Annotated in this window: 21 protein-coding genes; 14 read left to right on the top strand and 7 right to left on the bottom strand. The window is 74.0% G+C overall.

Annotation, left to right across the window (positions count from 1 at the left end):
• Positions 1 to 159 precede the first annotated feature (159 nt).
• Positions 160 to 6,249 carry an RHS repeat-associated core domain-containing protein gene (locus ACZ7JZ_RS27765; RefSeq protein WP_470943820.1) on the bottom strand — a complete coding sequence of 2,030 codons (6,090 nt, stop codon included), beginning with the start codon at positions 6,247 to 6,249 and terminating at the stop codon, positions 160 to 162.
• Positions 6,250 to 6,689: 440 nt separating this feature from the next.
• Positions 6,690 to 7,286, bottom strand: a complete 597-nt coding sequence (locus ACZ7JZ_RS27760) for a uracil-DNA glycosylase (protein WP_470943819.1) — start codon at positions 7,284 to 7,286, stop codon at positions 6,690 to 6,692.
• A gap of 340 nt (positions 7,287 to 7,626) precedes the next feature.
• Between ACZ7JZ_RS27760 and ACZ7JZ_RS27755 the strand changes: the two genes are divergently transcribed.
• Positions 7,627 to 8,628 (top strand): PASTA domain-containing protein, encoded by a 1,002-nt coding sequence (locus ACZ7JZ_RS27755; protein WP_470943817.1) that lies wholly within the window; start codon positions 7,627 to 7,629, stop codon positions 8,626 to 8,628.
• Positions 8,629 to 8,926: 298 nt separating this feature from the next.
• Here ACZ7JZ_RS27755 and ACZ7JZ_RS27750 read toward each other — a convergent pair whose 3' ends face one another.
• On the bottom strand, positions 8,927 to 9,610 hold the full coding sequence (locus ACZ7JZ_RS27750; RefSeq protein ID WP_470943816.1) for a class I SAM-dependent methyltransferase: 684 nt from the start codon (positions 9,608 to 9,610) through the stop codon (positions 8,927 to 8,929).
• Positions 9,611 to 9,740: 130 nt separating this feature from the next.
• On the opposite strand from ACZ7JZ_RS27750, the gene ACZ7JZ_RS27745 reads away from it, so the two are divergent.
• Positions 9,741 to 10,115 (top strand): hypothetical protein, encoded by a 375-nt coding sequence (locus ACZ7JZ_RS27745; RefSeq protein WP_470943815.1) that lies wholly within the window; start codon positions 9,741 to 9,743, stop codon positions 10,113 to 10,115.
• Positions 10,116 to 10,402: 287 nt separating this feature from the next.
• Here the strand turns inward: ACZ7JZ_RS27745 and ACZ7JZ_RS27740 are convergent, their stop codons facing one another.
• Positions 10,403 to 12,931, bottom strand: coding sequence for a TerD family protein (locus ACZ7JZ_RS27740; protein WP_470943814.1), 2,529 nt, complete (start codon positions 12,929 to 12,931; stop codon positions 10,403 to 10,405).
• Positions 12,932 to 13,043: 112 nt separating this feature from the next.
• Here ACZ7JZ_RS27740 and ACZ7JZ_RS27735 point away from each other — a divergent pair, with 112 nt between their 5' ends.
• Positions 13,044 to 13,745 carry a DUF6000 family protein gene (locus ACZ7JZ_RS27735; protein ID WP_470943812.1) on the top strand — a complete coding sequence of 234 codons (702 nt, stop codon included), beginning with the start codon at positions 13,044 to 13,046 and terminating at the stop codon, positions 13,743 to 13,745.
• On the opposite strand, the gene ACZ7JZ_RS27730 is transcribed toward ACZ7JZ_RS27735, so the two are convergent.
• Positions 13,684 to 14,091: a RidA family protein gene (locus ACZ7JZ_RS27730; RefSeq protein WP_470943810.1), complete on the bottom strand. Its 408-nt coding sequence runs from the start codon at positions 14,089 to 14,091 to the stop codon at positions 13,684 to 13,686. The two genes, ACZ7JZ_RS27735 and ACZ7JZ_RS27730, sit on opposite strands and share 62 nt — an antisense overlap.
• A gap of 70 nt (positions 14,092 to 14,161) precedes the next feature.
• On the opposite strand from ACZ7JZ_RS27730, the gene ACZ7JZ_RS27725 reads away from it, so the two are divergent.
• The 10 genes from ACZ7JZ_RS27725 to ACZ7JZ_RS27680 all read left to right on the top strand — a co-directional run bounded on the left by ACZ7JZ_RS27725 (position 14,162) and on the right by ACZ7JZ_RS27680 (position 23,900).
• Complete coding sequence (locus ACZ7JZ_RS27725; protein ID WP_470943808.1) at positions 14,162 to 14,794, top strand: TetR/AcrR family transcriptional regulator; 633 nt, start codon at positions 14,162 to 14,164, stop codon at positions 14,792 to 14,794.
• Between the two features lie 341 nt (positions 14,795 to 15,135).
• Entirely contained in the window at positions 15,136 to 16,491 is a 1,356-nt protein-coding gene (locus tag ACZ7JZ_RS27720; protein ID WP_470943806.1) for a hemolysin family protein, read from the top strand.
• Complete coding sequence (locus ACZ7JZ_RS27715; protein ID WP_470943805.1) at positions 16,488 to 17,528, top strand: hemolysin family protein; 1,041 nt, start codon at positions 16,488 to 16,490, stop codon at positions 17,526 to 17,528. The genes ACZ7JZ_RS27720 and ACZ7JZ_RS27715 overlap by 4 nt, the downstream gene beginning before the upstream one ends.
• Before the next feature lie 133 nt (positions 17,529 to 17,661).
• On the top strand, positions 17,662 to 18,675 hold the full coding sequence (locus ACZ7JZ_RS27710; protein WP_470943803.1) for a terpene synthase family protein: 1,014 nt from the start codon (positions 17,662 to 17,664) through the stop codon (positions 18,673 to 18,675).
• 46 nt (positions 18,676 to 18,721) lie between these two features.
• Positions 18,722 to 18,931 carry a DUF1272 domain-containing protein gene (locus ACZ7JZ_RS27705; protein WP_470943801.1) on the top strand — a complete coding sequence of 70 codons (210 nt, stop codon included), beginning with the start codon at positions 18,722 to 18,724 and terminating at the stop codon, positions 18,929 to 18,931.
• 104 nt (positions 18,932 to 19,035) lie between these two features.
• Positions 19,036 to 19,881 carry a class I SAM-dependent methyltransferase gene (locus ACZ7JZ_RS27700; protein ID WP_470943799.1) on the top strand — a complete coding sequence of 282 codons (846 nt, stop codon included), beginning with the start codon at positions 19,036 to 19,038 and terminating at the stop codon, positions 19,879 to 19,881.
• A gap of 148 nt (positions 19,882 to 20,029) precedes the next feature.
• Entirely contained in the window at positions 20,030 to 20,983 is a 954-nt protein-coding gene (locus ACZ7JZ_RS27695; RefSeq protein ID WP_470943798.1) for an endonuclease/exonuclease/phosphatase family protein, read from the top strand.
• A 195-nt stretch (positions 20,984 to 21,178) separates the two neighbouring features.
• Positions 21,179 to 21,895: a hypothetical protein gene (locus ACZ7JZ_RS27690; RefSeq protein ID WP_470943796.1), complete on the top strand. Its 717-nt coding sequence runs from the start codon at positions 21,179 to 21,181 to the stop codon at positions 21,893 to 21,895.
• A gap of 182 nt (positions 21,896 to 22,077) precedes the next feature.
• Entirely contained in the window at positions 22,078 to 22,686 is a 609-nt protein-coding gene (locus ACZ7JZ_RS27685; protein WP_470943794.1) for a toxin-antitoxin system, toxin component, read from the top strand.
• Positions 22,686 to 23,900, top strand: coding sequence for an MAB_1171c family putative transporter (locus ACZ7JZ_RS27680; RefSeq protein WP_470943793.1), 1,215 nt, complete (start codon positions 22,686 to 22,688; stop codon positions 23,898 to 23,900). The genes ACZ7JZ_RS27685 and ACZ7JZ_RS27680 overlap by 1 nt, the downstream gene beginning before the upstream one ends.
• Positions 23,901 to 24,037: 137 nt before the next feature.
• Here the strand turns inward: ACZ7JZ_RS27680 and ACZ7JZ_RS27675 are convergent, their stop codons facing one another.
• Positions 24,038 to 24,352: a WhiB family transcriptional regulator gene (locus ACZ7JZ_RS27675; RefSeq protein ID WP_470943791.1), complete on the bottom strand. Its 315-nt coding sequence runs from the start codon at positions 24,350 to 24,352 to the stop codon at positions 24,038 to 24,040.
• Positions 24,353 to 24,545: 193 nt separating this feature from the next.
• Between ACZ7JZ_RS27675 and ACZ7JZ_RS27670 the strand changes: the two genes are divergently transcribed.
• On the top strand, positions 24,546 to 24,959 hold the full coding sequence (locus ACZ7JZ_RS27670) for an ATP-binding protein (RefSeq protein WP_470943789.1): 414 nt from the start codon (positions 24,546 to 24,548) through the stop codon (positions 24,957 to 24,959).
• A 58-nt stretch (positions 24,960 to 25,017) separates the two neighbouring features.
• On the opposite strand, the gene ACZ7JZ_RS27665 is transcribed toward ACZ7JZ_RS27670, so the two are convergent.
• Entirely contained in the window at positions 25,018 to 26,139 is a 1,122-nt protein-coding gene (locus ACZ7JZ_RS27665; RefSeq protein ID WP_470943787.1) for a mechanosensitive ion channel family protein, read from the bottom strand.
• Positions 26,140 to 26,182 lie beyond the last annotated feature (43 nt).

Below are 26,182 nucleotides of genomic sequence, written 5' to 3'. Positions count from 1 at the left end.
TACGGGCCCGCCCCGGCCGGGGTGAGCGGCCGGGGCGGGGGTGGCACCTGCCCCGTACGGAACGGGTGTGCCGTACGGGGCAGGGGCCGTGGTGCTGCGGTGCTGCGATTCAGCAGGTGCAGCAGGTGCAGCAGGTGCAGCAGGTGCGGCCCGGGGCCGCTACCACTTCACCTTGATGCACTTCTCGTACACGGAGTCCAGGCCGAGGATGGCCGAACCCGTCGTGATGAGGATCGTCGCCATGCGCTGCATCTTCAGGTAGCGGCTCGGCGCGCTCATCACGCGGCTCACCGCCGCCCGGATGCCGCCGATCCGCCTGATGGCCCGCCAGATCGCGCGCACCTTGGCCGCGGCGAAGTACGCCGTGCCGAGCACCCAGGCCACGGCACCCGCACACACCGTGATCTTCCACGCCCGGCCCCAGAACTCGCCGGTGAGGTCGTACATGGTGATCGGGTCGGCCGGGTAGCCGTACGCGTTCGCGCCGCCGCCCGGGAGCGGGTCGCTCTGCAGGAACCGCCCGGTGGTCGGGTCGTACAGGCGGGCGCCCATCAGGGTCAGCCCGGACAGGGTGTCCCCGGAGCGCTGCTGTACGCCGAGCCAGCCGTAGCGGGCCTGTTCGGTGCCCGGCCGCAGGTTGCCGTACTCGTCGGTGTCGAGGACGGTCGGCGTGCCGCCGGCCAGCGGGAGCTGGACCGCGACGTCGCCGTGGATGTCGCTCAGCTGGAGGACCGTTCCGCCGGTCTTCGTGGTGGTGGCGGCGATGCCGCCGTCCGCCGAGGAGACGTAGCGGGTGACGGATCCGGCGCTGTCCTCGGCGACCCAGCTGGGCTTGTCGCAGGCGCAGTCGTAGTGGTTCGTCTTCGACTGGGTGGCGGTCCAGGTGGAGCCGCCGCCGGTCTCGACGACCCAGGAGCGGATGCGCTTGCTCGGGTCGATCGCCCAGGTCTGGCGCTGGTTGCCGACCGTCTCCTGGCGGACCCGGTCGTTGGTGTAGTAGCCGAGGGTCGCACCGGGCTTGGCCGTGGTGCGGCCGAAGGCGTCGTACGCGTAGCCCGCGTTCACCTGCCGGTCGGCGCTGTCGTACGCGTACGAGGTGACCGTGCCGCCGCTGGTGGGGCAGTCGGCGCCGGCGGTGCCGGTGGCCGTGGTGAGCGTCTTGCGGTTGGAGCGCGCGTCGAAGGTGTACGTGCGCGCGGTGCAGATGCCGTCGGCCGTGTCCTCGACGGAGGTCAGGCGGCCGATGCCGTCGTACCCGTACCGCTGGGCGCTGGCCTGCGAGTCCGCGGTCACCTGCCCGTGGATCGAGCGGGCGACGTTGTCGGACTGGACGACGAGGCCGTCGCTGTCGCGGGTGTAGACGCGGCTGGTGGCGTTGCCCTCGGCGTCGAGCGCCTGGTTGAGGGTGTAGCCGCCGGGCAGGCGCTCGCTGCTGACGGAGCCGTCGGCGTCGTACGCCGTGCTGATGGCGCCGGCGACCGAGTCGGTGGCCGTGGTCACCAGGCCGCGCGGCTCGGCCGCGTGGTCGTAGGTGTAGGTCACCGTGGACGGGATGCTGTTGGCCTTCTTGACGGGGCGGTCCAGCAGGTCGTACTCGGTGGTGGTGGTGCCGGCGTCGGCGTCCGTGTACGAGACCGGGCGGCCCAGCTTGTCGTAGGCCGTGGTCAGGGTGCCGCCGGTGGGCGAGACCGTCCTGGTGTCGCGGCCGGTGACCGCGTCGTACTCGTACGCGGCCTCGGGGCTGGCCGTGCCGACCCCGCCGGTGACCTTGGAGGTGGCCTGGCGGCCCGCGGCGTCGGCCGTGTACGTGGTCGTACGGGTCGAGCCGTTCGCCGTCTCGGTCACCTTGGCGGTGTTGCCCCACCAGTCGTACTCGACCGTGCTGACGGGCAGCGCGGACGGGTTGGAGCCGCCGCCGGTGACTGCGCCGGCCGGGCCGGTGGAGCAGACCAGGTCGGCCCACTCGGGGCGGCCCTGGCAGGTGCCCGTACCGGTCGCGGACCAGTACGCCGTCACCTTCGTGGTGGCCTCGGAGGCCGTGGCGCCGGGCAGGATCCGCTTGGTCTCGCGGCCCTGGGCGTCGTACTCGGCGACCGTGGTGACCGCGAGCCCGTCCGGGTCCTCGACCGTGCGGGTCGGCATGCCCTTGGCCCAGTCGAAGACCGTCTGGACGGTGCGGGGCTCGCCCTGGACGCCGGGGTGCTCGCGCACCTGGGCGCCGGTGGTGACCTTGGTGACCTGGTTCCGGACCACGGCGCTGCCGTCGGTGGGACGGCCGGCGTCGTACTCGTTGACCGTCCACGGGCGGGCGGTCACGGAGCTGCCCGCGGCGACCAGGGTGGTCGCGCCGGACTTCAGGTCGGCGGTCAGCTCGACCCGCTTGAGCGGACCGAACTCCTGCAGCTCGCGGGTGCCGTCCTCGTCGAAGACGCTGCGGGCGGACAGGAGCTCGGCGCGCTCGGCGGCGGTCAGGGAGCCGATGCCGAGCTCGGCGCGGGCGGCGGCCGCGGCCGGCGAGGTGCCGACGGCGACGTCGCGGTTGCGGGCGCTCAGCTTGCGCAGCGCGTTTCCGAAGCGGTCGTACTCGGCGGTGGTGATGTCGCCGCCGGGGGCGGCGTTGTTGACCTCGCGGGCGGAGCTGCCGAGGTAGTGGACCGTGGCCCGGGCGTAGTTCCCGGCGGTCAGGGCGCTGCCGTCGTGCGAGGAGGGGACGGAGTCCGCCGGGAAGACGGCGGTCGCGTCGGTCGGCGCGTCGGTCTGGCCCCAGGCCTTGACCTCGGCGGCGCCCATCTTGTGCGGGGCGGCGGAGCCGGTGAGCGGGACGCCGTACACCAGGCTGGTGGCGGCCGTGCCCTCCTCGACGTCCTTGGTGCCCTGCTTGAGGCCGGAGCGGGAGGCCTTCAGCAGCATGCCGTCGCTGGCGGTGCTGCCGGAGCCGGCCCGGCCGTAGGTGAAGGTCCAGGGCAGTTCGCCCGCGGGGGTCAGGCCGGTGACCCGGCCCGCGGCGTCGTAGCCGTACTTGGTGGCCGTGGCCTGCCCGAGGAGCGGGTTCCAGGTCTCGCGGAGCCTGCCGTCGGCGTCGTACGCGTAGGCCCGTACGGCCTTGGAGGTGGCCGCGGCCGCGCCGGGCGCGGTGGACCACAGGCGGATCTCCTTGACCTGCCCGGAGACGTCGCCGAGGGTGCCGGAGGCGGCGGTGGTGGCGGTGGCGTAGACGAACTCCACCGCGCGGCAGCCCTTGGTCGCGACCGAGGTCCTGCACTGCGCGACGGTGGCGCCCGAGGTCGGCGCGAAGACGCGCTTCGGACGGGCGAGGGTCTTGCCGCCGACCGCGACGGTCTCGGACTCGACCGCGGAGGCCGAGTCGCCCTGGCCGTCGTTCTGGCTGCTGCTGACCTGCCAGGTGGTGGCGCCCGCGGGCTTGGCGAAGACGGTGGAGTTGCCCTCGGTGTCGGTCAGCGTGAAGGTGCCGGCGACCGAGCCGGTGAGGGTGAGCTCCTCGGCGCCGGGCTCCGGGATCCAGCCGGTCCGGGCGGCGTTCGCGCTGAAGTGCGTGGACTCGCCCTCCTTGCCGACCACGGCCACGGCCGTGTCGGACACCTTGCGGACGTGGCTGTAGGAGGAGCCGGACAGCTCGGCGACGATGCCGCTGGTCCACTCCTTGCCGAAGATCGGGGCCTGGCCCTCCAGGGCGCCGCCCTTGCCCGGGGTACGGGAGGAGGCGGTGCGCTCCACGGCGAGGCCGAGCGCGTCGACGTCGCTCGCGGAGAGGGTGTAGTCACCGGTCAGGAGGTTGACCGAGCCGGGGCCGACGTCCCTGGACGCGGCGCCGTTGGCGTTGCGGTCCACGACCACGGTGAGCGGCTGGGTGGCGCCCGCGGCGGAGTTCGGGCCGGTGAAGTCGGCCTTGATCTGCACGGTGCCGTCGGGGTCGACGGTGTCGGTGGTGTTCCAGACGAGGGGGGTGTTCTGGCCGCCGGTCATCGGGACGGGCCAGGAGCCGAGCGGGGTGCCGCCGGAGGTGACGTGCCCGGCGGGGATCTGTACCCAGGGGTCGGCGGCGGAGCGGCGCCAGGAGAAGGTGGCGGCGGTGTACTTGGTGGCGTCGGCTTCGGCGGTGAGGGGGAGGCGGCGGGCGGTGCGTTCGCCTTCGGTGGGCTGGACGAAGCCGCCGGGTCCGGCGTGGAAGGTGTAGTCGATCGCCTCGGACTTGTTGTCGGCCTTGTCGACGGTGCGGACCTGGAGGGTGTGGGTGCCGTCCTTGGGCGGGGTGACGGTGAGGGCCTTGGCGCCGGCGGTGCCGCCGGTGGCGGCCTTGGTCCAGGTGACTCCGTCGAGGGACCACTCGAGCCAGTTGTGGTCGGTGGCGGGCGGGGTGACCTGGAAGGTGCCGGCCTGGCCCGCGCCCTTGACCCAGGTGTTCGGCGGGTAGTGGGTGGAGGTGATGCCGGTGGGGGCGGAGGGGGCGGTGGTGTCGACCGTGAAGGTCTTCTCCGCGGACCAGCCCAGGTTGTAGTGGGTGCCGTCGTAGGGGGAGGTGCGGAAGCGGTAGGTCTTGCCGTTGGTCAGGACCCCGGCGGGGACGGTGACGGAGGCGGGCTGTCCGGAGGACACGAACCCGGACCGCAGGACCTCTCCGACCTGGGCGCCGGTGGCGTTGTCGAAGATCTGGAACGCGCCCTGCACCTTGTCGCCGTTGGCGTCGATGAAGGTGTCGCGCAGCGTCGGGGTCGTGGAGTTCACGACGTAGGCGCCGCCGTAGGAGAAGAAGGGGGCGCCCGCCTCCTGCTTCGTTCCCGTGCGGGGGCGGTAGTTGTACGTGACCGTCAGCTTGGGCGGGTTCGAGGCGGCGTTGGCGGAGTTGACCCGCTTCCACTGCTTCAGGTTGTTCTCGTCCGCGGCGCGCAGGCCCATGCCCGCGTGGCCCCACTTGTTGTTGGACCAGTGCTGGACGAGGTCCTTGACGTCCGCGGTGATCCAGCCGTCGGGGGCCGCGGTGCAGCTCGGGTTGCCCTTGGTCTGGGTGGAGGTGGCCATCTTGGTCACCATCGAGGGCTGGGTGGTCCAGCGGGAGGAGGTGGAGGCGTTGTTGGCCGTCCACACCTCCCAGGTCTGGCCGGTGCACTCGGGGGCGTTGCCGGAGTGGAAGTTCCACAGCGACAGGGTCGCGGACGAGATCAGCGCGTCGGCGACGGGCGCGGTGTTCCAGGTGATGAAGGACCGGGCGGTGCGCCAGGTGCCGTCGGCGTTCTTCGTGCCGGGGTTGCCGAAGTCGAGCTCGGTGTCGGCGGACCAGTCGACGGTCTCGCCCTGCTGGACGTAGGTGTCGAAGAGGTTGCCGAGGGTGGAGGTCGAGGGGTCGACCGTCACCGGGTACTTGGTCTCCGGGTCCGCGAGGAACTCGGCGTCGGGGGTGATGACCAGGTCGACACCGCCCTTGACCTTGACGGCCTTCATGGCGACGCGGGAGCGGTTGGTGTGCTCGCCGGAGGACGGGTCCACGGACGCGTCCCACATCACCGGGGCGGGCATCGTGGCCGTCTTCTTGGACCTGCGGTCCGTGAAGAGCAGGCTGCCGTCCTTCTGCTCGGTGACCTTCAGGCCCTTGGTGCGCAGCGGCAGCGTGTACGAGAACCCGGCCGCGGGAAGCGACTTCACCTCGACGAACTGCTCGAAGCCGGTACGGGTGGCCTCGACCACCACATCGGCGCCGGGCACGGCGTTCACGTACGTCGCCCGCGTCCCGTCGATCTCCGGCTTCGGCAGACCGCCCCGCCACTGGAGCGTGATCGCGTCCTCACCCTCGCCCAGGGTCACCAGGTCCGTCGCCGGGGCCTTCGCCGCCGCCTTCAGAGAGGGAGCGCGGGTCCCCGTACCGCCGGTGAGGCGCAGCCCGCTGGGGTGCGCCTTGGAGGCCACGGAACCGTCCGCGCCGGCCGCCAGGCTGACGTCGACGTTGCGCCACTCGCCGGTGGCGGGGTCGCGGAAGCGGATCGGGCCGCCGGAGATCTCGCTGGTCAGCGAGCCGTCCTTGTTGACCCAGGTCGTGGAGGACTCGGTGCGCTCCGACAGCGCCTCCACCCGCTTGCCTGACAGCCGCGCCGCGAGCCGCGCCGACGGGATGTCGGCAGCCTGCGCCACGGCGGCGGGCGCCTTCCGCGCGGCGGCCGCCACGGCCTTCTCGGCCGCCTTGACCGCGTTCTGCTGGGCGGCGGCGGATGCCATCCCCTCCATCGCGGTCACGGACATGGCAAGCACCAGCCCGCCTGATATATAGCGCAGCATTTTACGGCCGCGCCGATGCGTATCGCTGATCAACGGGCACCCCCTAGATTCAATCGCACTCGCACACCTCGAAGAACGAGGAAAAACTGATGATCGCGAGGACGTTAACCCGGGTGCGCACAGAAAAGGCACAGGATGAATCGATCATGGATGTCTAAAACCGGACATCTAATCACTTCGCGGTGTGAGTGACTTGCGTCACGCGGAAATGGTTTGGATCGTCACTGAGAGTCCAAGATTCATTTCCGACTGCGAAGTGGTTTGGATTGCGGTTAAATTGACGGTGCATCAAGGGGGGTGATTGGGCGGGCGTGCCGAGAAATTAGACGCGGACCTGACAATTCCTGACGGTCGCGCGCTGCCCCTGCCCCTCCCGTTGCCCCCGCCCCGGCCCCTGCGCGGCGCTACCCCTGTCCCCGTGCGCCGCTTGCGCCTCCGCGCAGCACCTGCCCCACCCGCCGGTACGACTCGACACGGTGCTGGGCCCGCCGGGCCCGCTCCTCCGGGTCCCGTACGAAGAGCGCCTGCCGCCCCGGGTGGTACGTACCCACCACCTCCAGTGCCCGCCCCGCGACCGCGTCGGGGTGGGCCCTGGTCAGCCGCCGCCACACGTCCCGGGCCTCGCCGCCCTGCAGCAGTACGACCTCCGTCCTGGGCATCAGCCCCAGCAGCCGCGCCAACACCTCGGCCCCGTCGCGGAGTTCGGCGGCCTTCGGCGGACGGTTGACGTACCAGGGGTACGCGTTCCAGGGCGTGACGTCGGACGGCTGGATACCCGCCTCCTCGAAGATCCGGGCCTGCAGCTCGGCCGTCGGATCGTCGTTCTCCGTGCACAGGAACCCGGAGCCGGTCCCGCCCTCATCGAGCGTCTTCGGCCCCGGATCCCGCAGGACGGACAGCACCCGCGCCTCCGTACCCCCGTGCCAGGGTGCGACGTACGGCATCCAGCCCCGCCCCTCCGGCTCGCGCAGGCCGTCCACCAGCTCGTTCACCGCGCGCACGTGCGGCGCGTACCGCCCCTGCACCTGCCCGGCCCGAAACCCCTCGTCCCGCATCCGCCGCGCCATGGCCCGCCCCCGCTCCCGAGATGGATGCCGGGACTGTAGCGGCCGGGCCCGGCAGGCGGAGGCGGATCTGCTGCACGGGTGCCCGGGAGGGCGAACTCTCCCGAATCGGCCGCAGAACCGGCCGGGGAGGCGGTAGCTTCCGAGCCCCGGTCCGGCCGCATCCCGCCGGCGGGGTGCGCGGCTCGTCTCGGAATTCGTACCCACGGGTAGTCATATCCGGATCTTCCGTACGCTCTGCGCGCTCGTGACACGCATTGCCAGAGGAAGCCGCCCCATGACCCACCCGCCGCAGTACGCACCGCCGCCCCCGCCGCCCTTCCCCGCCCCCGTCCGGCGGTGGTGGCAGCACCCGGCGCTGATCGTTGTGCTCCTGGTGGTGCTGCCGCCCCTGGGGATCGTGCTGGTCTGGACGAGCGGCTGGAAGACCGCCCCGAAGGTCGTCAGCTCCCTGGTGGCCGGGGCCTGGATGATCACCCCGTTCCTGGCCGAGCCGCCGGACAAGCCGGAAGCCGACGCCAAGCCCGGGACGGCCGCCGCAGCCTCCGCCACTCCCTCCTCCGTACCGTCCCCTGCGCTGACCGGCGCGCCCGCCGCCCCGCCGGACCTGGTCGGCAAGAACCTCGCGGCCGCCTACGCCGCCGCCCGCGCCGCCGGGTTCGACGCGGTCTCCCACGACGCCGGTCCCGAGGACGCGGGCCAATGGGACCGCGGCAACTGGAAGGTCTGCTTCCAGGCGCTCGCCGAACGCCGGGCCGGCGGCCGCCCCACCGTCGACCTCGCGGTCACCCGCACCGCATGGCCCTGCCCGGCCGAGGACGGGGCCCCGATCCCCTTCCCGAAGATGCCGGCGGTGACGGGAAGGGGCTACGACCGCGCGCAGGACACCCTGAAGCCCGCCGGGCTCCGCTCCTTCGAACCGAAGAGCGCATACGCGGACGTCGAACTCCCCGCTGACCCGGGCGACTGGACCGTCTGCCTCCAGTCCCCCCAGGAGGGCGAGGAACTCCGCACCCCCGCCACCACGACCACCCGCCTGTGGCTCGCGTCCCCGGGCACCCCCTGCCCCTCCGCCCCGGACACCCGCCTCCCCCCGGACCCGACCCCGCCCCCCGCCACACGCGAGGCCCCCGACCCGGACTCCTCCTCATCCGGCAGCGACGGCACCCCGACCGTCACCCCCGGCGCGTACTGCTCCACCCCCGGCTCGACAGGCGTCAGCAAGAAGGGCGCCGTCTACACCTGCCAGGGCCCGGGCCGCGAACGCTGGCGGCGGTAGGGAGTCGGCCGCGGTAGGGGACGGGGCGCAGCTGATGGCCGTGGCGCACTGAGCGCTACGCCCGTCCCCCTGCCCCGTGTTGCTGCGTGTACGACCAGGTCACTGCGGTCATCAGGGCGGCCGCCTCGGCGAGGACGGCGAGGCCGACGACGTAGGCGATGCCCCAGCCCGGGATGTCAAGGATGCGGGGAGGGGGGCGCCCGTAGCGGTAGCGCCTGAGGAGGCCTCCCGGTCATCCGACAGGCTGGGGCGTCCCACCGCCCACCGTCCGGCAGGTGTGTCCCGCGGCCGGCGGTGCTCAGCGCTCGGCCATGATCACGACTCCCGGGCCCGTGTGCTCGTCCGCCGGGAGGCGGAGTTCGGCGACCGGGCGGAGGCCGGCCTGTTCGATGAGGGCGGTGAGCTGTTCGGGGCGCCAGCGGTGCGTGGTCCAGCGGACGGGGACCTCGCCGTAGGCCTCGGTGCGCAGGACGTCGCCGTCGCCGACGTGGGTGGCGGTCAGGAACTGGCCGCCCGGCCTGAGGGCGCGGGCGAACAGCGCGAGGACCTGGGGCAGCACCTCGCGGGGCAGGTTGAACAGCGACCACCAGCCGAGCACCCCGCCCAAGGAGCCCTCGGCCAGGTCGAGTTCGGTGGCGGATGCCACGGAGAACCGGCAGTGCGGGTACAGCCGCCGGGCGTTCTCGACCATGCGGGGCGAGAGGTCGACCCCGGACACGTCGAGCCCGCGCCCGGCGAGGTACGCGGTCACCGTGCCGGGCCCGCAGCCCACGTCCAGCACGGGCCCGAGCCCGTCCACGGTATCGGCGAAGGCGTCCACGGCGGCCTTCAGCCACGGGTGCCGCCGGATGTCCCCGATCCCCGTGGTCGCCACCATGTGCGCGTAGGTGTCGGCCACGCGGTCGTACGAATCGCGGACGGTGTCGAGGTCGGCGGGGCGGTCTACGTGCGGGGCCGGGGTCGGCGTGGGGTCTGGGTGCATCGGGCCACCTTAGAGGTCCCGCCGGACGCGGGTGGGGGCTGCCGTGGGGAAACCCCGTGGCCGCGTCCGGCATGCGCCGGTAAGGTCCCGGTTCCCCAGCGGTTCCCCGTAGCAGCAGAAGGCGAACACCATGACCGGCGACCGGCAGACGGCGACGACGACGCCCGCCACCACCACCCTGTGGCGGCCCACCGGGCCGGTGGAGCTGGAGCTCGTACGCGCGCTCGACTGGCGGGCCTGGCCGCCGCGCCTGCCCGAGCAGCCGATCTTCTACCCCGTCCTCAACGAGGAGTACGCCATCAAGATCGCCCGGGACTGGAACGTCCAGCACGACGGCGCCGGTTTCGTCACCCGCTTCGAGGTCGACTCCGCGTTCCTGCGCCGGTACCCCGTCCGGCAGGCCGGCGGGCGGACCATCCTCGAGCTGTGGGTTCCGGCCGGGGAGCTGGACGAGTTCAACGCCCACATCGCCGGGCGCATCGAGGTCGTCCACGAGTTCCGCTGAGCGCGGTGCGGGGTACCCGACCGGGTGGCTACCAGCAGGTAGGGTCACCGGTCTGATCAACGCCCTGCGGGGCGGTGGGCGCCCGGCGTAGGTTGCGGGGGTGAGCGTGCGCGATGCCCTGGACCTGCGGGGCCCAGGCTGCCGCCTGCCTACCCGCCGCGGACGCCCCCGCCGCAGAAGCGGCCCGCGGAGGCGCCGCGGCCGCAGCTGCCGAACAAGCCGGCGGCCGCGGGCTGCGGCACCTCCGCGAGGCCCTCGGGGATGCGTCCCCGCTCGCGCCGGCTCCGTCAGCGGCGCACCTTCAGGGTCCACTTCGCTTCCGTGCGGACCCCGATGAGCCCGGGCCGGACCTTGTAGACCCCGGCCGAGGTGCCCAACTGCTTTTCAGGACGCAGGTGTTCATCGATGGTCACCAGGACGATGTGGTCGGACTCGGAGCCCCGGTCGACCCGGACCTCCAGCTCCACCTCCGCGTCCGGGGCGGAGCCGCCCGGTACGGAGACCAGCTCCCAGCCCTCGCCCGACAGCTTCCGCTTCACCTCGCGGGCCTCGTGCAGCGGCCGCACCTCCAGGGTCCAGGCGGACGCGTGGTCCAGTTTCACCAGTACGTGGCACCAGCCCTCGGGCCCCACCGCCAGCGCCCCGGTCAGGGGCCTGCCGGTGCCGAAGCGCCCGGAGTTGTCGCTCGTACCGTCGGGCTGGACGGTGTGCACGTAGCTGCCGGAGTCCTCCGCCCCGTCGCACACGGCCCGGATCAGGGCGGGCGGGCCCGCGTACCGCAGGACGGCCTGACCGCGGCCCGAGGCACGGCCCGCCAGCGTCCCCGCCGCGGAGACCGGGCGGACCCGCAGCCGCCAGTTGCCGGAGCCCTCGACCCGCAGCCGCACCTCGGACGCCCCCTTGGAGAAGACGAGCAGCTGCCCGCGCGCGTCCCGCGTGGTGGAGAAGATGTGCAGCGCGCTCACCCCGCCCTGCTCGTCCAGCCCCCAGATCCAGAACCAGCTGTGCCGCCTGCGCGCCCCCGTCCGCTCGAACTCCAGCACCGCGGGCGTGCCGGGCTGCGGGTTCACCACGGTCACGTCGAGCTTGCCGCGTCCCTCGTACACCCCCGAGGCCACGGCCTCGGCCCGCGCCTTCGCGGCCTGTTCGGGGGTGCGGTGGTGTCCGGGTGCGGGCACCAGCTCCGCGGACCAGGCGGCCCGCGCGGATACGAGGACGAGCAGGGGGCCCGCCTGCACGGGGTGGGTGGCCTCGACCCGGCCCTCGTCGTCGATCAGCTTCGTGCGCTGCCACGGCTCCACGCGGTCGAGCCCGGCGGCCTCGGCCCCGAAGCCGTCCTTCTTCGCGCCGTGATGGCGGAGGGTCAGGTCCGAGGCGGGGCCGTCGTGCAGGAGTACGTCGGGCCCGGTGCCGGAGACCGAACCGGTGCCCGTGCCCGCCGGGTCGAGGCGGCGGGCGGCGCCGAGGGACAGGACCCGCAGGGTCCAGGCGCCCCGGGCCTCCACGCGCAGCCGCAGGGCGCGCCTGCCGCGGACGGCCAGGACGCGGGCGCCGTCCACCGGGCCGGAGGTGTCGAGGAGGACCTGCTCCTGGGCGTCGTCGGAGTCGAGCACGGCGAGGGTGAACCGCCCGCCGCCGACCGCCGACACCTCGATGATCAGCGGACCCCTCGGGGCCGGGCGCCCGAGGGAGAAGATGCGGTCCCCGTCGCCGTCCACCGCGTGGAACACCTCGCCGGCGGGCACCACGGCGGCCCCCTCCGCCGACCCGGCCGTCGGACTGAACGCCCCGGCCAGCGCAGCCACCACGGCATTCGCCTCGGCCGCCAGCCGAGCCGCATGCGCGCCGCCCGGTCCCTTGGGCGCGGACGAGGGGGCGGCAGACGAGGCGGCCACCGGCGGCCCGACCTCCGCGACCTCCCCGCCCCCGGTATCCCCGTCGGTGCCCGCACCCTGCGGCGGCTTGCCGCCCGCAGCGCGTACCCCCGCGGGCGCGGGCCCCCTGTCCGGCCCCGCACTCCGCACCGCATCCCAGGCACTGGCCCTGGCGGGCCGCGCCACACCTGCGGCCTCCGTCACCCCTGCCGCATCAGCTGCCGCCCCGGTGGCCCCTGCCGCCGCAACCGCTTCGCCGCCTTCAGCGGATTCGCCGCCCCCAGCCCCCTCTGGCACCGTATCCGCGGTGTCCGCCGTGCCCGTCTCGCGGGCCGCCCCACCCACCCCCACGGGCGGCTCGGCGACCTTCCGTACCTCCACCTCCGGCACCCCGCCCACCTCCGGCTCCGCGGGCAGGGCCCCGCCCGGTATGCCGTAGTCGGCGGCGAGCGCGGTCGCGCCCGTGCCGTAGCCCTGGCCCACGGCGCGGAAGCGCCAGGAGCCGTCACGGCGGTAGAACTCGCCCAGTACGAGGGCGGTTTCCGGGCCCGCGTCCGCAACCTCGTACCGCACCGCCTCCGGACCCTCCGCCCCGGCCACCTCGAGCCGCAGCGCCGCGGCCTCCCCGAAGGTCCCGCCCGAGGCGAGGGCGGCGATCAGCACCCGCCGGACCTCCGGCTCCACGGCCTCCTCGTCCAGCGACAGCCGGTGTACGAGCAACCCGTCCGCGGCCTCGCCGCCCAGATACCGCACCGCACCCGAGGGGTCCGCGGGCCGGTCGCCCCGTACGACGTCGGCTTCGCCGCGCACCCTGCCCTGCGCGTCCAGCAGCACCGCGAAGGCGGCCACCAGGGGGGCGCCCGGCCGCGCCTCCCGCGTCACGGCGATGCGGTACGGGCCCCCGGGCAGCGGGGAGTTGGCCCCTTTGATGATGATCGTCATACCGGCCATCCTCGCACCGGCGCCCGCCCAAGCGGCAGCAGTCCGCGCAGGCCGGAGCAGCGCGGCGAAACCGCCTGGCGTCGGTGCGTACCGGGCAGGCAGGATCGAGCCCGTGGACGACCCTCCCCGCGATGAAACCGCGCTGTCGGCGCTGATCAGCCGCTACGTCACGCCCGAGAGGCGCTATCTGAAGCTCGGCGGCGGCCTGCTGCGCATGCCGGATCCCCCGTACGAACGGTTCGTGCGGGCGCTCGGCGCGGACGCGCAGGCCATCACCGCGCAGGAGATCTCCGCCCTGCTGGGGGCACCCGGCTGGCGGGAGCGGAGGACGGCGGCCTGGCTCGTGGCCGTGGGCGGGCGGACGGAGTTCCGCGAGCGGATCGGGGAGCTCCTGCTGGCCAGCGAGGTCTGCTGTGCGGGGCTGTCCTACTGCGTGGCGCTGGCCGGTTTCGGGACGGACCGCGATGCCGATCTGCTCGCCGCCTACCTCGACCGCTACCTGCGGCGGCCGGACCTCGGCTACGACCAGCCGGTGGTCATGGGCGCCCTGCAGTTGGTCGACCTGAACCTCGGAACCCGCCGGTACGCACGCTTCCAGCGCCCGGGCGGGCTGTGGGAGCAGTGGTTGCGGGACGCACCGCACATGAAGGAGGGAACGGACCCGGCGTTCTCGTGCCTGAGCCTCGTGCGGCGGCTCTGCGCCGTGGTCGAGGAGTGCTCCGAGGTTCCCCCCGGCCCCGCCCCCGTACCGCCTACTCCAGGACCGCCACCGCCTCGACCTCGACCAGGAGGTCCGGTTCGCCGAGGGCTGTGACGCCCAGGAGGGTGATCGGTTTGGTGGGGTCCACGCCCAGGGTGGCGGCGGCGCGGGCTACGCCCTCGCCGAGGAGGGGCATCTTCTCGGGGTGCCAGTCGACCACGTACACGGTCAGCTTCGCCACGTCGTCGAACGAGCTGCCGACCGAGGCCAGGGCGGTGGCGATGTTGAGGTAGCACTGCTCGACCTGGGCGGCGAGGTCGCCCCCGCCCACCGGCCGGCCCTCCGCGTCGCGGGCCACCTGGCCGGCCAGGAAGACCGTCCTGGTGCCCGTCGCTACGGACAGCTGCCGGTAGACCTCGGGCTTCGGCAGCCCGTCGGGGTTGAACAGGGCAACGGCCACGGTTCCTCCATGAGTTGGGGCGGGTGCTCGCGGGCCATCAAAGCATAGCGGTGCTATGTATGGTGGGCTCATGGCGAGAACGAAGGACCCGGCGGTCCGCACCCTGCTGCTGGACCGGGCCGCGCAGATGCTCACGGCCCGGGAGCCGGTGACGCTCCGCACCCTGGTGGCGGGGACCGGCGTGTCCATGATGGCCGTGTACACCTACTTCGGCGGGATGGACGGGCTGTGGCGGGCGCTGCGGCAGGAGGGGTTCACCCGGCTCGCGGTCCGCCTGGACGCCGTACCCGACTCGGCGGACCCGGTGCGCGACCTGTCCGCGCTGGGGGCCGCGTACCTGGCCAACGCGCTCGACCATCCGGACTTCTACCGCGTCATGTTCGACGCGGGCTTCGCCCTGGAGGACGCCGGGGCCGCGGACGCGACCCTGCACCGGCTGGTGTCCGCCGTCGAGCGGGCCAAGGCGGCCGGACGCTTCCGCGGGGACGTCGATGCGCCCGCGCTGGCCGTGCAGAGCTGGGCCGTCGGCCACGGCCTGGCCTCCCTGACCGCCACCGGCCCCCTCCCGCCCGCCGCCCTCGCCCACAGCGTCCCCCTCCTCACCGCCCTCTTCACGAGCGCGGGCGACACCCCCGTGGCCGCCCGCGACTCGGTAGAGGAGGGGTGGGAGCAGGTCTTCTCGGGCCGGCTCCCCGGCGGGTGAGGGGCTCAGGTGTCGAGCGGGGGGTGTGGGGGTGGACCTCGCGGGGGTGGACTCGGCGGTCAGGGGCGCGGTGATGGCGCGGTTCGTCGTTACGCTGCCTCTGGAGGCCGGTCCGCCCCGGGATCGGGGCGGTGTCTGGTCGTGAGACGTGAGGGGTAATTTACTTGCCCTTTACCCTAGGCCTCGGATACTGTGCGTAATCAAACAGGCTTCCGGGCGTCGGTTCGACCGCGTCCGCCGAGAAAGAAGTGGAGCAGCAGACCCGCAATGGGTGAACCTCCCAGTCCCAGCCGTGCCACGCCCTGCCCGAATACCAGCGAGTCGGGAGCGGGGGTGGCACGGTGACCGAGATCCTGCTGCTCCTCCTCGCGCTCGCGCTCACCCTCGCGTGCGCCGTATTCGTCGCCGCCGAGTTCTCCCTGACCACCGTCGAGCGCAGTGAGCTCGAGCGGGCCGCCGCGGCCGGTGAGCGCGGCGCCGCCGGCGCCCTCGCCGCCGCGAAGAAGCTCACCTTCCAGCTGTCCGGCGCCCAGCTCGGCATCACCGTGACCTCCCTGGTCATCGGCATGCTCGCCGAGCCCGCGGTCTCGGTCCTGCTGCGCGGCCCCCTGGAGTCCCTCGGCCTGCCCGCAGGCGCGGTGCCCACCACCGCGACCCTGCTCGGCGTGGTGCTCTCCACGATCGTCCTGATGGTCGTCGGCGAGCTCGTCCCCAAGAACTGGGCGATCTCCCGGCCCCTGGCCGTCGCCAAGGTCGTCGCCGGCCCGCAGCGCGCCTTCACCGCCGTGTTCGCCCCGCTGATCCGGCACCTGAACAACACCGCGAACCGCCTCGTGCGCCGCTTCGGCCTGGAGCCCGCCGAGGAGCTGGCCTCCGCCCGCAGCCCCGAGGAGCTCGTCGCCCTGGCCCGCCACTCCGCCCGCGAGGGCGCGATCGAGGCGGACTCGGCCGAGCTGTTCGTCCGTACGCTCAACCTGGGCGGGCTCACCGCTGAGAACGTGATGACCCCGCGCGTGGACGTCCGCGCCCTGGAGGCGCACGCCACCGCGCAGGACGCCGCGAACCTGGCCCTGGCCACCGGCACCTCCCGCTTCCCCGTCTACCGCCACACCCTCGACGAGGTCGTCGGGACCCTCCACGTGCGCGACGTGCTCGCGCTGGAGGAGGACGAGCGCCCCCAGACCGCCGTCACGGCGCTCATGACCGAGCCGCTCCTCGTCCCGCACTCCCTGCCCGTCGACACCCTGCTCGGCCGGCTCCGCAAGTCCCGCACGATGGCCGTGGTCATCGACGAGTACGGCGGCACCGCCGGCGTCGCGACGGTCGAGGACATCGTCGAGGAGGTCGTCGGCGAGGTCCGCGACGAGCACGACCCGCTGGAGGTCCCCGACCTCCTGGAGGTCCCCGGGCGCGAGGACGGCCGCCGGGCCTGGCAGGCCGACGGCTCCGTCCGCCTCGACCAGCTGGAGCAGATCGGCATGGAGGCCCCCGAGGGCCCGTACGAGACCCTCGCCGGCCTCGTCGCCACCGAGCTGGCCCGCATCCCCGTCACCGGTGACGAGCTCACCGTCTCCGGCTGGGAGCTGACCGTGCTCGCGATAGACCACCACCGGGCCGACCGCGTGGCGCTCACCGCGCCGCCCGCCGCGCCCGCAGGGGCCGAAGAGGCCGACCGCTCCGGGGAGGAGGGCCGATGACCACCGTCCAGCTGCTGATCGGCGTGCTCACGCTCGTCACCAACGCCTTCTTCGTCGGCGCCGAGTTCGCCCTGATCTCCGTACGCCGCAGCCAGATCGAACCGGCCGCCCTCAAGGGCAACCGCCGCGCCAAGGCCACCCTGTGGGGGCTGGAGCACCTGTCCGCGATGATGGCCACCGCCCAGCTCGGCATCACCGTCTCCTCGCTGGTGCTGGGCGCCGTGGCGGAACCGGCCATCGCGCACCTGCTGGAGCCCCCCTTCGAGGCCGTCGGCGTGCCCGAGGCGCTGGTCCACCCCATCGCCTTCGTCATCGCCCTGACCCTGGCCACGTACCTGCACATGCTCATCGGCGAGATGGTCCCCAAGAACATCGCCCTCGCCGCACCCGCCCCCACCGCCCTCCTGCTGGGCCCGCCGCTGGTCGCCCTGACCCGCGCGCTGCGCCCGCTGATCTTCGGCATCAACGCCTTCGCCAACATGCTGCTGCGGCTGCTGAAGGTGGAGCCGAAGGACGAGGTGTCCGCCGTCTTCACCGACGACGAGCTGGCCCGGCTGGTCGAGGACTCCCGCGACGCGGGCCTCATCGCCCCCGAGGACAGCGCGCGCCTGCACGACGCCCTCGAACTGGGCACGCGCACGGTCGGCGAGATCATGATCCCGCGCGGGGAGTTCGTCAGCGTCGCCGAGGGGATCACCCCGCGCGAGCTGGAGCGCACCGCGGCCCGGCACGGGTTCTCGCGGCTGGTCGTCACGGGCCCCGGCGGCCGGATCCTGGGCTTCCTCCACATCAAGGACGCCCTGGCCGCCACCGACCGGACGGCGCCGTTCCCCCGCGCCGCGCTCCACACGGTCACGGAGATCGCCAGCAGCACCCCGCTGGACGACACCATGACCGCGATGCGCACGGCGGGCACGCACCTGGCCGCCGTCACCGCGGCCGAGGGCGAGCGCGCCGGCGAGGTCATCGGCTTCGTCACCATGGAGGACGTCCTGGAGGAGCTCGTCGGCGAGGCCGCCGCCCCGGGCGCCGCCTGACGGCAGGGGCGGCACCGGTAGCACCGGTAGTGCCCGTACGGGTACGGGGCCCCACCCGTACCCGGGTCCGCGCCGGGACCGGGCGGCGTGTCGCCGTCCGGCCCCGGCGCGGCGGCGTGCGAGGGTACGGCCGGTGACCGTACCCCACCCGCACGCCCCGGGCCCGGCCCGCCCCGTGCCTCCCGCGCACCACCCGCCTCCCGCGCCTCCCGTCCGGACCGCCGCCCCCGTCCCGGTCGAGGACGCGGCCCTCCTGGGCGCCCGTACGATCCAGCTGCTCCGGCGCCTCGACGCCTGGACCGCCGCCACGGGTGCCGGAACCGGCCCGCAGGTCGCCGAGATGGCGGCCCTCGCCCTCGCCTCCGCCGCCCCCGAGACCGGCCCGGACGAACTGCTGCCCGCCGCCATGAGCGTGGTGTGGGCCCAGGTCGCCGACGACGGGTTCGACGTCACGGCCCGCACCCCGCAGGAGGTCGAGGAGCTGATCGAGGGCCTGCGCCGCACCGCCCGCGGCGGCGAGCCCCGCCCCGGCGTCCCCGCCGAACGGCTCCTGGCCTCCGTCGCCGCCGCCCTCCGGGCCGCCGCGCCCCGCCCCGACCTCGAAGGCCTCTGGCTGGACCGCCTCGACCGGATGCTCGACGCCTGCCGCTACGAGTGGACCGCCGGCCGCGCCCACGCCCTCGGCGCCTGCCCGCCCGCCCTGGACGCCTACCTCGACCACCACCACAGCGTCGGCTTCACCACCATCTGCGCCGCCTGGTGGGCCGCGGACCCGGACCCCGTCCCCGCCGCCCGCCTGGACCGGCTGGCGGAGGCGGCCGACTACTTCGAGCGGGCCGTCCGGCTGGCCAACGACCTGCGCACCGCCCACCGCGAACGCCACGAGGGCGCCGGCATCAACGCCCTCCTCCTCGGCGCCGGCCCCGAGGAGGTCCGCGCCCTCGTCCGCACCTGCCTCGTCGAGGGCCACGGCCTGCTGGCCGGACCGCTCGCGGGCCTGCCGCAGGCCCGCCGCCTCGGCAGGGTCGCGGACTGGCTCGTCGGGATGTACCAGATCACCGAACCCCGCCTCGGCGCGGCGGCCGGATCGTACGCACAGCTGTCCCGGCCGCCCCTTTCCGGCCAAGATCGCCTCCCCGCAGGATGAGGACCCGGACAGGACGGCGACGAGGACACGAGCCGAGGAGAGCACCATGGCCCTGGAGATGCGCGAGCGCTGCGAACGGTGCGGGGACGGCGGGGTACGGCCCGACGGGCCCGCGTACATCTGCTCGTACGAGTGCACGTTCTGCACCGCCTGCACCGAGGAGATGCGGCACGGCTGCCCCAACTGCGGCGGCGAGCTCGTACCCCGCCCCCGCCGGGCCCGGCCGGACGGGGCCGCGGAGCAGCCTGCGGAGTAGCCCGCTCCGCCCGGCATGGCCGCGCCCCGCCGGGGCATGATCCGTGGGATCCGCACACGTGCGGCGGTGGCAGCGGTCGGGTCGTGCCCGGGAGGAGTGCAGCAGTGGCGAGGGAAGACGCGGGTACCGGACAGGAGCGCCCCGGCATCCGGCCGGAGGTGCAGGAGACGTACGGCCCCTTAGACCTGGGGCACCAGCCGATGTTCGGCGGGGGCTTCATCAACTTCGGCTACTGGCAGGGCATCGACCTGGCCGGCCCGCTCGGCGAGGAGGAGCGGGCCCGCAGCCAGCAGGCCCTCTACCGGCACGTCCTGGACGCCGCCGGGCCGCTGCGCCAGCGGCGCGTCCTCGACGTGGGCTGCGGACTGGGCACGGGCTGCGCGATCGCCCTCGCGGAGTACGGGCCCGCCGCCGTCACCGGCATGGACATCCACCCCGACCAGCTGGCCCGCGCGCGCGAGGAGCAGGCCGTACTGCTGGCGGAGCAGCCGGGCCGGCTGCGGTTCGCCGAGGGGGCCGCGGAGGCGATGCCCTGGCAGGACGGGGCCTTCGACGCCGTCGTCAGCGTCGAGGCCGTACAGCACTTCCCCGACCTCGCCGGGTTCGCCGCCGAGACGGCGCGGGTCCTGCGGCCCGGCGGAGCCGTGGCCGTCACCAGCTTCTTCACCGCGGACGAGGCCCCCGGCCGCCCCGAACAGCTCGCGGGACTCCTGGACACGTACGCGAGCGGCCTGGACATCGCCCGCCCCGTGACCGCCCTCGCCGCCGCCTTCGCGGCCGCGGGCCTGACCGGGGTGCGCACGGCCTCCATCGGCCCGGAGGTCTGGCCCGGCTGGGACACCTGGCTGTCGCGCTGGTGGGCCCCCGGCACCTGGCCGCGCAACTTCCTGCGCGCCTACGAGGAGAAGCTCCTCGACTACTACGTGGTCACGGCGGTCCGACCGCGCTGACGCGCACCGCGGCCTCCGTCGTCGCGGCCGACGAGGCTGCCGGCACCGCGGCTGCCCCGGCCGTCGCCGTCCCGGGCGCCTCCGCGATACTCGTGCCCGTAAACGTGCACGTCAGAGGCACGTTCCTGCCATGAGGAAGCCCGGGACGATGACCCTTGCCCCACCCCTGCGGACCCTGCGCCGCACCCTGCTCGTCGGCGCTGCCGCCCTCCTGACGACCGTCGGCCTCGCGCCCGCCGCGGCCCGCGCCGACGTCGTCACCCCCTCGACCGCGCCCTCCGTGCGGATGCTCACGTACAACGCCTGCGGGAACCTGTGCGCCCACACCGGGGTCGATGCGGAGCAGTGGGCCGCCACGATCAAGTCCTCGGTGGACCACTGGTCCGCCGACACCCTCCTGCTCACCGAGACCTGCTACGGCCAGTACGCCGCCCTGCGCGACAGCCTCACCGGCTACCAGCCGGTCTGGCTCGCCACCTCCAGCGGCCCCGCCGGCTGCGCCAAGTGGACCGCCACCGACGACAAGCGCTTCGGCATGGCGGTGTTCGTCAAGTCCGCCGCGCCCGTCGAGCGCCTGACCGCCGACCTGCCCGCGAGCACGGCCGACCGCAACAAGCGGGCGCTGCTGTGCGCCAAGGGCGGCATCGAGGGGCGTACGTCGCTCGCCTGCGTGACCCACCTGACGCACCTGGGCGACGAGGACGAGAACGACGCGGACCAGATCGACACGGCCCGCACCCAGCAGGCGAAGGCCGTACGGGCCCAGGTCGACGCCTGGTCCCTGCCGCAGGACCTGCCCGTGATCCTGGGCGGGGACTTCAACGCCCAGCCCCTCGACCCCGAGATGGACGAGTTCTACGGCTTCCAGGGCGGGACCGGCCGCTACGGGGAGGTGGACGAGACCGACGCGGAGCAGTTCCCGGAGGGGACCTGTGAGGGCCTGAACTACTGCCGCTCCGGCGAGAGGACGCACGCCAACGGCAAACTGGACTACCTCTTCGTGTCCGCCGACCACTTCAAGACCGTGCAGGGAGATGCGCTGGGGCGGACCGACAACATGTCCGACCACCACCTGCTGCGCGGTGCGGCGGCCTGGGAGTAGCCGGAACCGGGTTCTCGGGAGGGCCGCCATGGGCTGAATTTTGGGGTGGTTTGAACCGGTTGTGATGCAACGGTGGTTGAGATCGGTTCAGTTGTGGTTGCCTGGTTTGGTGTGCGGGGTTACTGTCCTGCTTGGCAATCCGTGTCCGTGTCACCACATCAGCAGCGTCGGCGAAGCCGGCCGAGGGGGGTTCGTATGAGCGACAGGCCTGCTCCGGACCCGGCCGGCACCGCGCGGCGGATCGCCGACCTGGCCGAGCGCAGCGGGCTCCGGCCCGCCGAGGTCCTGCGGATCGAGGGGGAGGGCGGCCTGTCCTTCGCCTCCGGGCTGGAGCCGGCGGCCGTGGACGCGCTGCTGCGCGGCCGGTCGGCCGCGGCCCTGTCCGTGGTCCGCGGCGGGGACGGCGAGGCGGAGGAGCGCCCGCACCAGGTCGTGGACCGGATCCTCTTCCTGCGCCGCACGCGCCTGAAGGAGTCCCCCGACGGCAGCCGCCGGGCGTACTCGCTCGCGGAGATCGCCGCCGGGGCGGGGACCAGCGCCCAGTGGCTCGACAAGATGATCAAGACGGGCAAGGCGCCGAACCTCCACCACGCCGACGGCATCGCCGCCTTCTTCGGCGAGGGCATCGAATTCCTCGTCGCCGAACCCGCCGAGGCCCTGGACCGGGTGCTCCAGCGGATCTACCAGGACCTGCTGGAGCGCACGGTCGCCCGCCAGGACGAGGACCTCCAGCGGCTGCGCGACCGGGAGGCGGCCGCCCCCGGGGCCGGGCACGGCGTGGTCAACTACGCCGCGCGCGCCCTGGCCGACGTACCCGACGACACCGCACAGCCCATCATCGCCCTGATCGAGTCCATCGCCCGGCGCTCCCGCGAGGAGCGCGCCCGGGAGCAGGGGGCCGGCGGGAGCTGAACCGGGCGGCCGGCGGTCCGGCGCCCCGCCCCCCCGGGAGCCCCTGTCCGAGGCGCCCGGCACCCCGGCCCGTCGGACCAGGCACCCCGCCCCGACGGGAGCGGTCGTATGAGCTGACAGAATGCCCCCCGAGCGCGTGTGCGGCGCGCGGAGTTGCGGTACGTCGGCAAGGGATGCGTCCGGTGGGGAAGATGTGGGGCGCGGTGGGGCTCTCGCGCGAGATGAGGCACCACCGGGACGAGCTGTTCGCGGGCGCGATGCGCACCGGCGGCCAGGCCTCGCAGCCGCATGGGCTGATGGGGGCCGTCTGCGCCCACCTGACGCACAGCAGCGGGCGAGAAGTCCGGCTCATGCTGGAGGAGTTCCCCTCCGGGACGGTCAGCGGGCTGTGGATCGACCTGGGCGACTACGAGGTCGTCGCGGTGGAGAAGAACACCCTGCCGATGCACCAGATGGTGATCCTGGGACACGAGTTGTGGCACCGCAAGGAGGCCCGGGACGCCGCGCAGTCCGAGGGGGCGGACGGGGCCGACGGGTCCGGTGGAGGGGGTTCCGGCTACCCCGGCGGCACCCCGGCCGCCGCCCGCCTGCTCGGCGGGCGCTGGACCCTCGGCGACGCGGTCGCGCACGTCGCGGCCCGTACCGACTACGACCTGGACGAGGAGCGCCGCGCGGAGCGGTTCGGGCGGATGCTGGCCGCGCGGTTCCGGCCCTTCCTCCTGGGCTCCCGCAGCCGCACCGCCTCCGACGAGCGCACCGGCCGCATCTGGACCTCCCTCGGGGGCCGTTGATGGCCCAGGGCGCCAACTACTACATACCGGCCTCGGTGCTGGGCGTCGCGCTGCTGGCCAAGACCCCCGCCCTGCTGCGGGACTGGCGCAACCCGACCGTCCGCACCGTCCACGCCCTGATCCTGCTGCCCTGCGCGGCGTTCGTCTTCTCCGCCCCGCCCACCGTCAGCGCGGTCAACCGGGCCTCCGGCATCGACAACCTCTCCGCCCTGCTCGTCCACTGCCTCATGACGGCGTACGCCTGCGCCTCCCTCGTGCTGCTGGACCACTGGCGGGGCGAGGCGGGGGAGTGCGGCCGGACCCGCCGCCGGGTCCGGGTGTGGCTGGCGGGCTGCTGCGCGGTGATCGCGGCGCTGGTGGTGCTGTTCGCGCTGGGCGAGGCGCCGGTGGAGCGCCCGCGGGACTTCGACACGTACTACGCGCAGACCCCCTTCATCCGCGAGATGCTGGTCCTCTACCTCCTGACGTACGTCGTCGCCGGTGCGGCCACGGCGGTGGTCTGCTGGAACTGGCTCCTCGACATCGGCCGCCGCACGGCGCACCGCAGGAGGACCGCCGTCGACTCCTCCCTGCGCATCGGTCTGCTGGTGCTGGTGGTCGCGGCCCTGGCCAACGTCATCTTCGGCTCCTTCAAGCTGACCGCCATCGCCGCCCGCTGGGCGGGCCGGCAGTGGGACGTCCTCAACGACAGCCTGTCGCCGTTCATGTCCGCCAGCGGGATGATGATCGGCGTCGGGCTGCTCGTCCCCGCCTACGGGCCCCCGCTGATCGACCGGGTGTGGCAACCCCTCGTCGGGATCCGCGCCCTGCGGCCGCTGTGGCGGCTGGCCGGCCGCGCGGGCGGCGCCCCGCAGAGCAGCCTCCTGCTCTCCCCGCCCTGGTACGCGGGGCCCGAACAGGTCCTGCTCTACCGGATGACGACCATCCACGACTGGATGCTGGAGCTGTCCGCGCACTGCACGGACGGGGTGCGCGAGGAGGCCCGGCGCCGGGCCCGGGAGGGCGGTGCGGCGCCGTACGAGGCGGAGGCCGCCGGGCTGGCGGCCATGTTCGCGGCGGCGGCCGCGGCCCGCGCGCGCCAGGAGCCGCCCGTACCGGACCAGGGGGCCCGGGCCGTGGCGGCCCTGCGCCGCGCCGAGGCCGCGGACCGGGACCTGCTGATCTCGATCTCGCGGGCCCTGGCCGCCGGACCGGCGGCCGGTGTGCGGCGGTAGCCGGTAGCCGGGGAGCAGGTGCGGTCGGGCCAGCGGCTGACGTGCACAGCTCGGAGGTGGCCGCGGTCAGCTGGAGCGTCCCGTCGCAGTGCGCGGCGCCGAGCGAGGTGACCGGTTCGCCGGGCCGTGCCCCGGATCTAGGCCGCGCCGCGGCTGCTGCTGCGGGCGGCCGTCGTCGCCCGGCGCCGGGCCAGCGAGCGCCGCTCGTCCTCCGTGAGGCCGCCCCACACCCCGTACGGCTCCTGCACGCGCAGCGCGTGCCGCAGGCACTCGGCCTGCACCGGGCACAGGGCGCAGACCTCCTTGGCCGCCTGGTCCCGCTGCGAGCGCTCCTCGGCGCGCTCGCCGGGCGGGTGGAAGAACCTGTCCGTACCGAGGTTCCGGCAGGCCGCGTCCTCCTGCCAGGTCCAGTGGTGCTCCGCCCGGCCGGGCAGACGGGTCGTGTTCGGCATGGGCCGACTCCTTTCGCCTCGTCGTCGGTTGTCGGTGGGTGCCGGTCCTGCTGTGCGTCTTCTGCGCGTCTGGCCCGGTCCCGCGCTCCGAAACCTGCTGAGCGCCCCGGGATGCGACCGGCCGCCGAAGGGTAGGAGCAGACTGTCGAACCGTCAGGAAACAGGGAGAGTGAGGGCGTTGGAGCTACGGGCGGTGGGATGGGCGCACTCGTTCCCGGTGGCGGAGGGGGTACGGGCCGCCCGGGCCTGGACCGCCCGGCACCTGGACTCCCTGCCCTGGGCCGGGGAGGCGCAGGACACCGCCCACTCCGTGCTGCTCACGGTCTCCGAGCTGGTGACCAACGCCCACGTACACGCCGGGAGCACCGCGCACCTCGTCCTCACCTGGGACGGGCAGTGTGTGCACGTGAGCGTGGCGGACGACCATCCGCAGCTGCCGCAGCCCCGCGCGGCGGGCGCGGGGGCCACGTCCGGGCGGGGCCTCGGCATCGTCGACGCGCTCGCGGACGACTGGGACGTCCACTCCTGCCACCGAGGCAAGGCGATCACGGCCTGCTTCCGCCCGCCCGGGACGACCGTGCGGCACGAGGGGACGGCGGGCCAGTAGAGCGGCGCAGGGGGTTGGGGGTACGGACTGACTGCCCGTACCCCCAACCCCCTGGTCCTCACGGCTCTTCGTGCCGGTGCGGCCCCCGTCGCTGCGTCGGGACCGAGCCCCGGCCCGAGCCGGTGCCCGAGCCGGTGTCCGGGGAGGGGGCGGCCGGTGAGGTGGACACGCGGGGGAGGGCGTACGGGTGCTTCTCCGCGAGCCAGCCGACCAGCTGCTCGCGCACCGTGCAGCGGGCCGTCCACAGGTCGTCGGCGTCCTTCGCGGTGACGATGGCGCGCACCACGATGGTGGTGGGGGTGGCGTCGGTGACCGCGAGGTCCCAGCCGCGGCCGTCCCAGGCCGGGCAGGCGTCCAGGACCTCCTTGAGCCGCTCCCGCATCAGGGCCACGGGCGCGGTGTGGTCGCAGTGGAGGAAGACCGTGCCGGTCATCTGGACCCCGCCGCGCGACCAGTTCTCGAAGGGCCGCCCGGTGAAGTACGAGACGGGCATGGTGATCCGGCGCTCGTCCCAGGTGCGGACCGCCAGGAAGGTCAGCGTCACCTCCTCGACCACGCCCCACTCCCCTTCCACGACGACGGTGTCGCCGATGCGGACCATGTCGCCGAAGGCGATCTGGAAGCCGGCGAAGAGGTTCCCGAGGGTGGACTGGGCGGCCACGCCCGCGACGATGCCGATGATTCCGGCCGAGGCCAGGACGGAGGTGCCGACGGCCCGGAAGTCGGGGAAGGTCAGCAGCATCGCGGCCGCGGCGACCACGGCGGTGACGGCCACGACGATCCGCATGATCAGCGTGACCTGCGTACGGACCCTGCGCAGCCGGGAGGCGTCCCGGGTGCCCGAGGCGTAGCGGGCGTACGAGGACTCGACGACGGCGGAGGCGGTCCGGACGACGAACCACGCGCCCGCGCCGATCAGCACCAGCGTCAGGATCCGGCCCGCGGCAGCCTGGTGCTCCCGCAGCGGCTCCCACGGGATCTGCCGGTACGCCCCGCGGAGGACGGCCGCAATCAACAGCACCCGCAGGGAGGGGCCGCAGCGGCGCAGCATGTGCCAGAGCGGGGTGTCGGGGTGGCGGGCGTCGGCCCGCCGCAGCAGCAGGTCGGCGAGCCAGACCGCGGCGAGGGCGAGCAGGAGGGCGCCGCCCAGGACGGCGAGCAGGCGGGTGAGGCTGTCCATGACTCCTCGGAGGTCGGAGGTCGGAGGTCGGGTGGCGGTGGCC

The sequence above is a fragment of the Streptomyces sp. NPDC038213 genome (genome assembly GCF_055600495.1).
The sequence above is the reverse complement of the archived record's forward strand: the minus strand, read 5'-3'. Positions and strand labels throughout refer to the sequence as shown.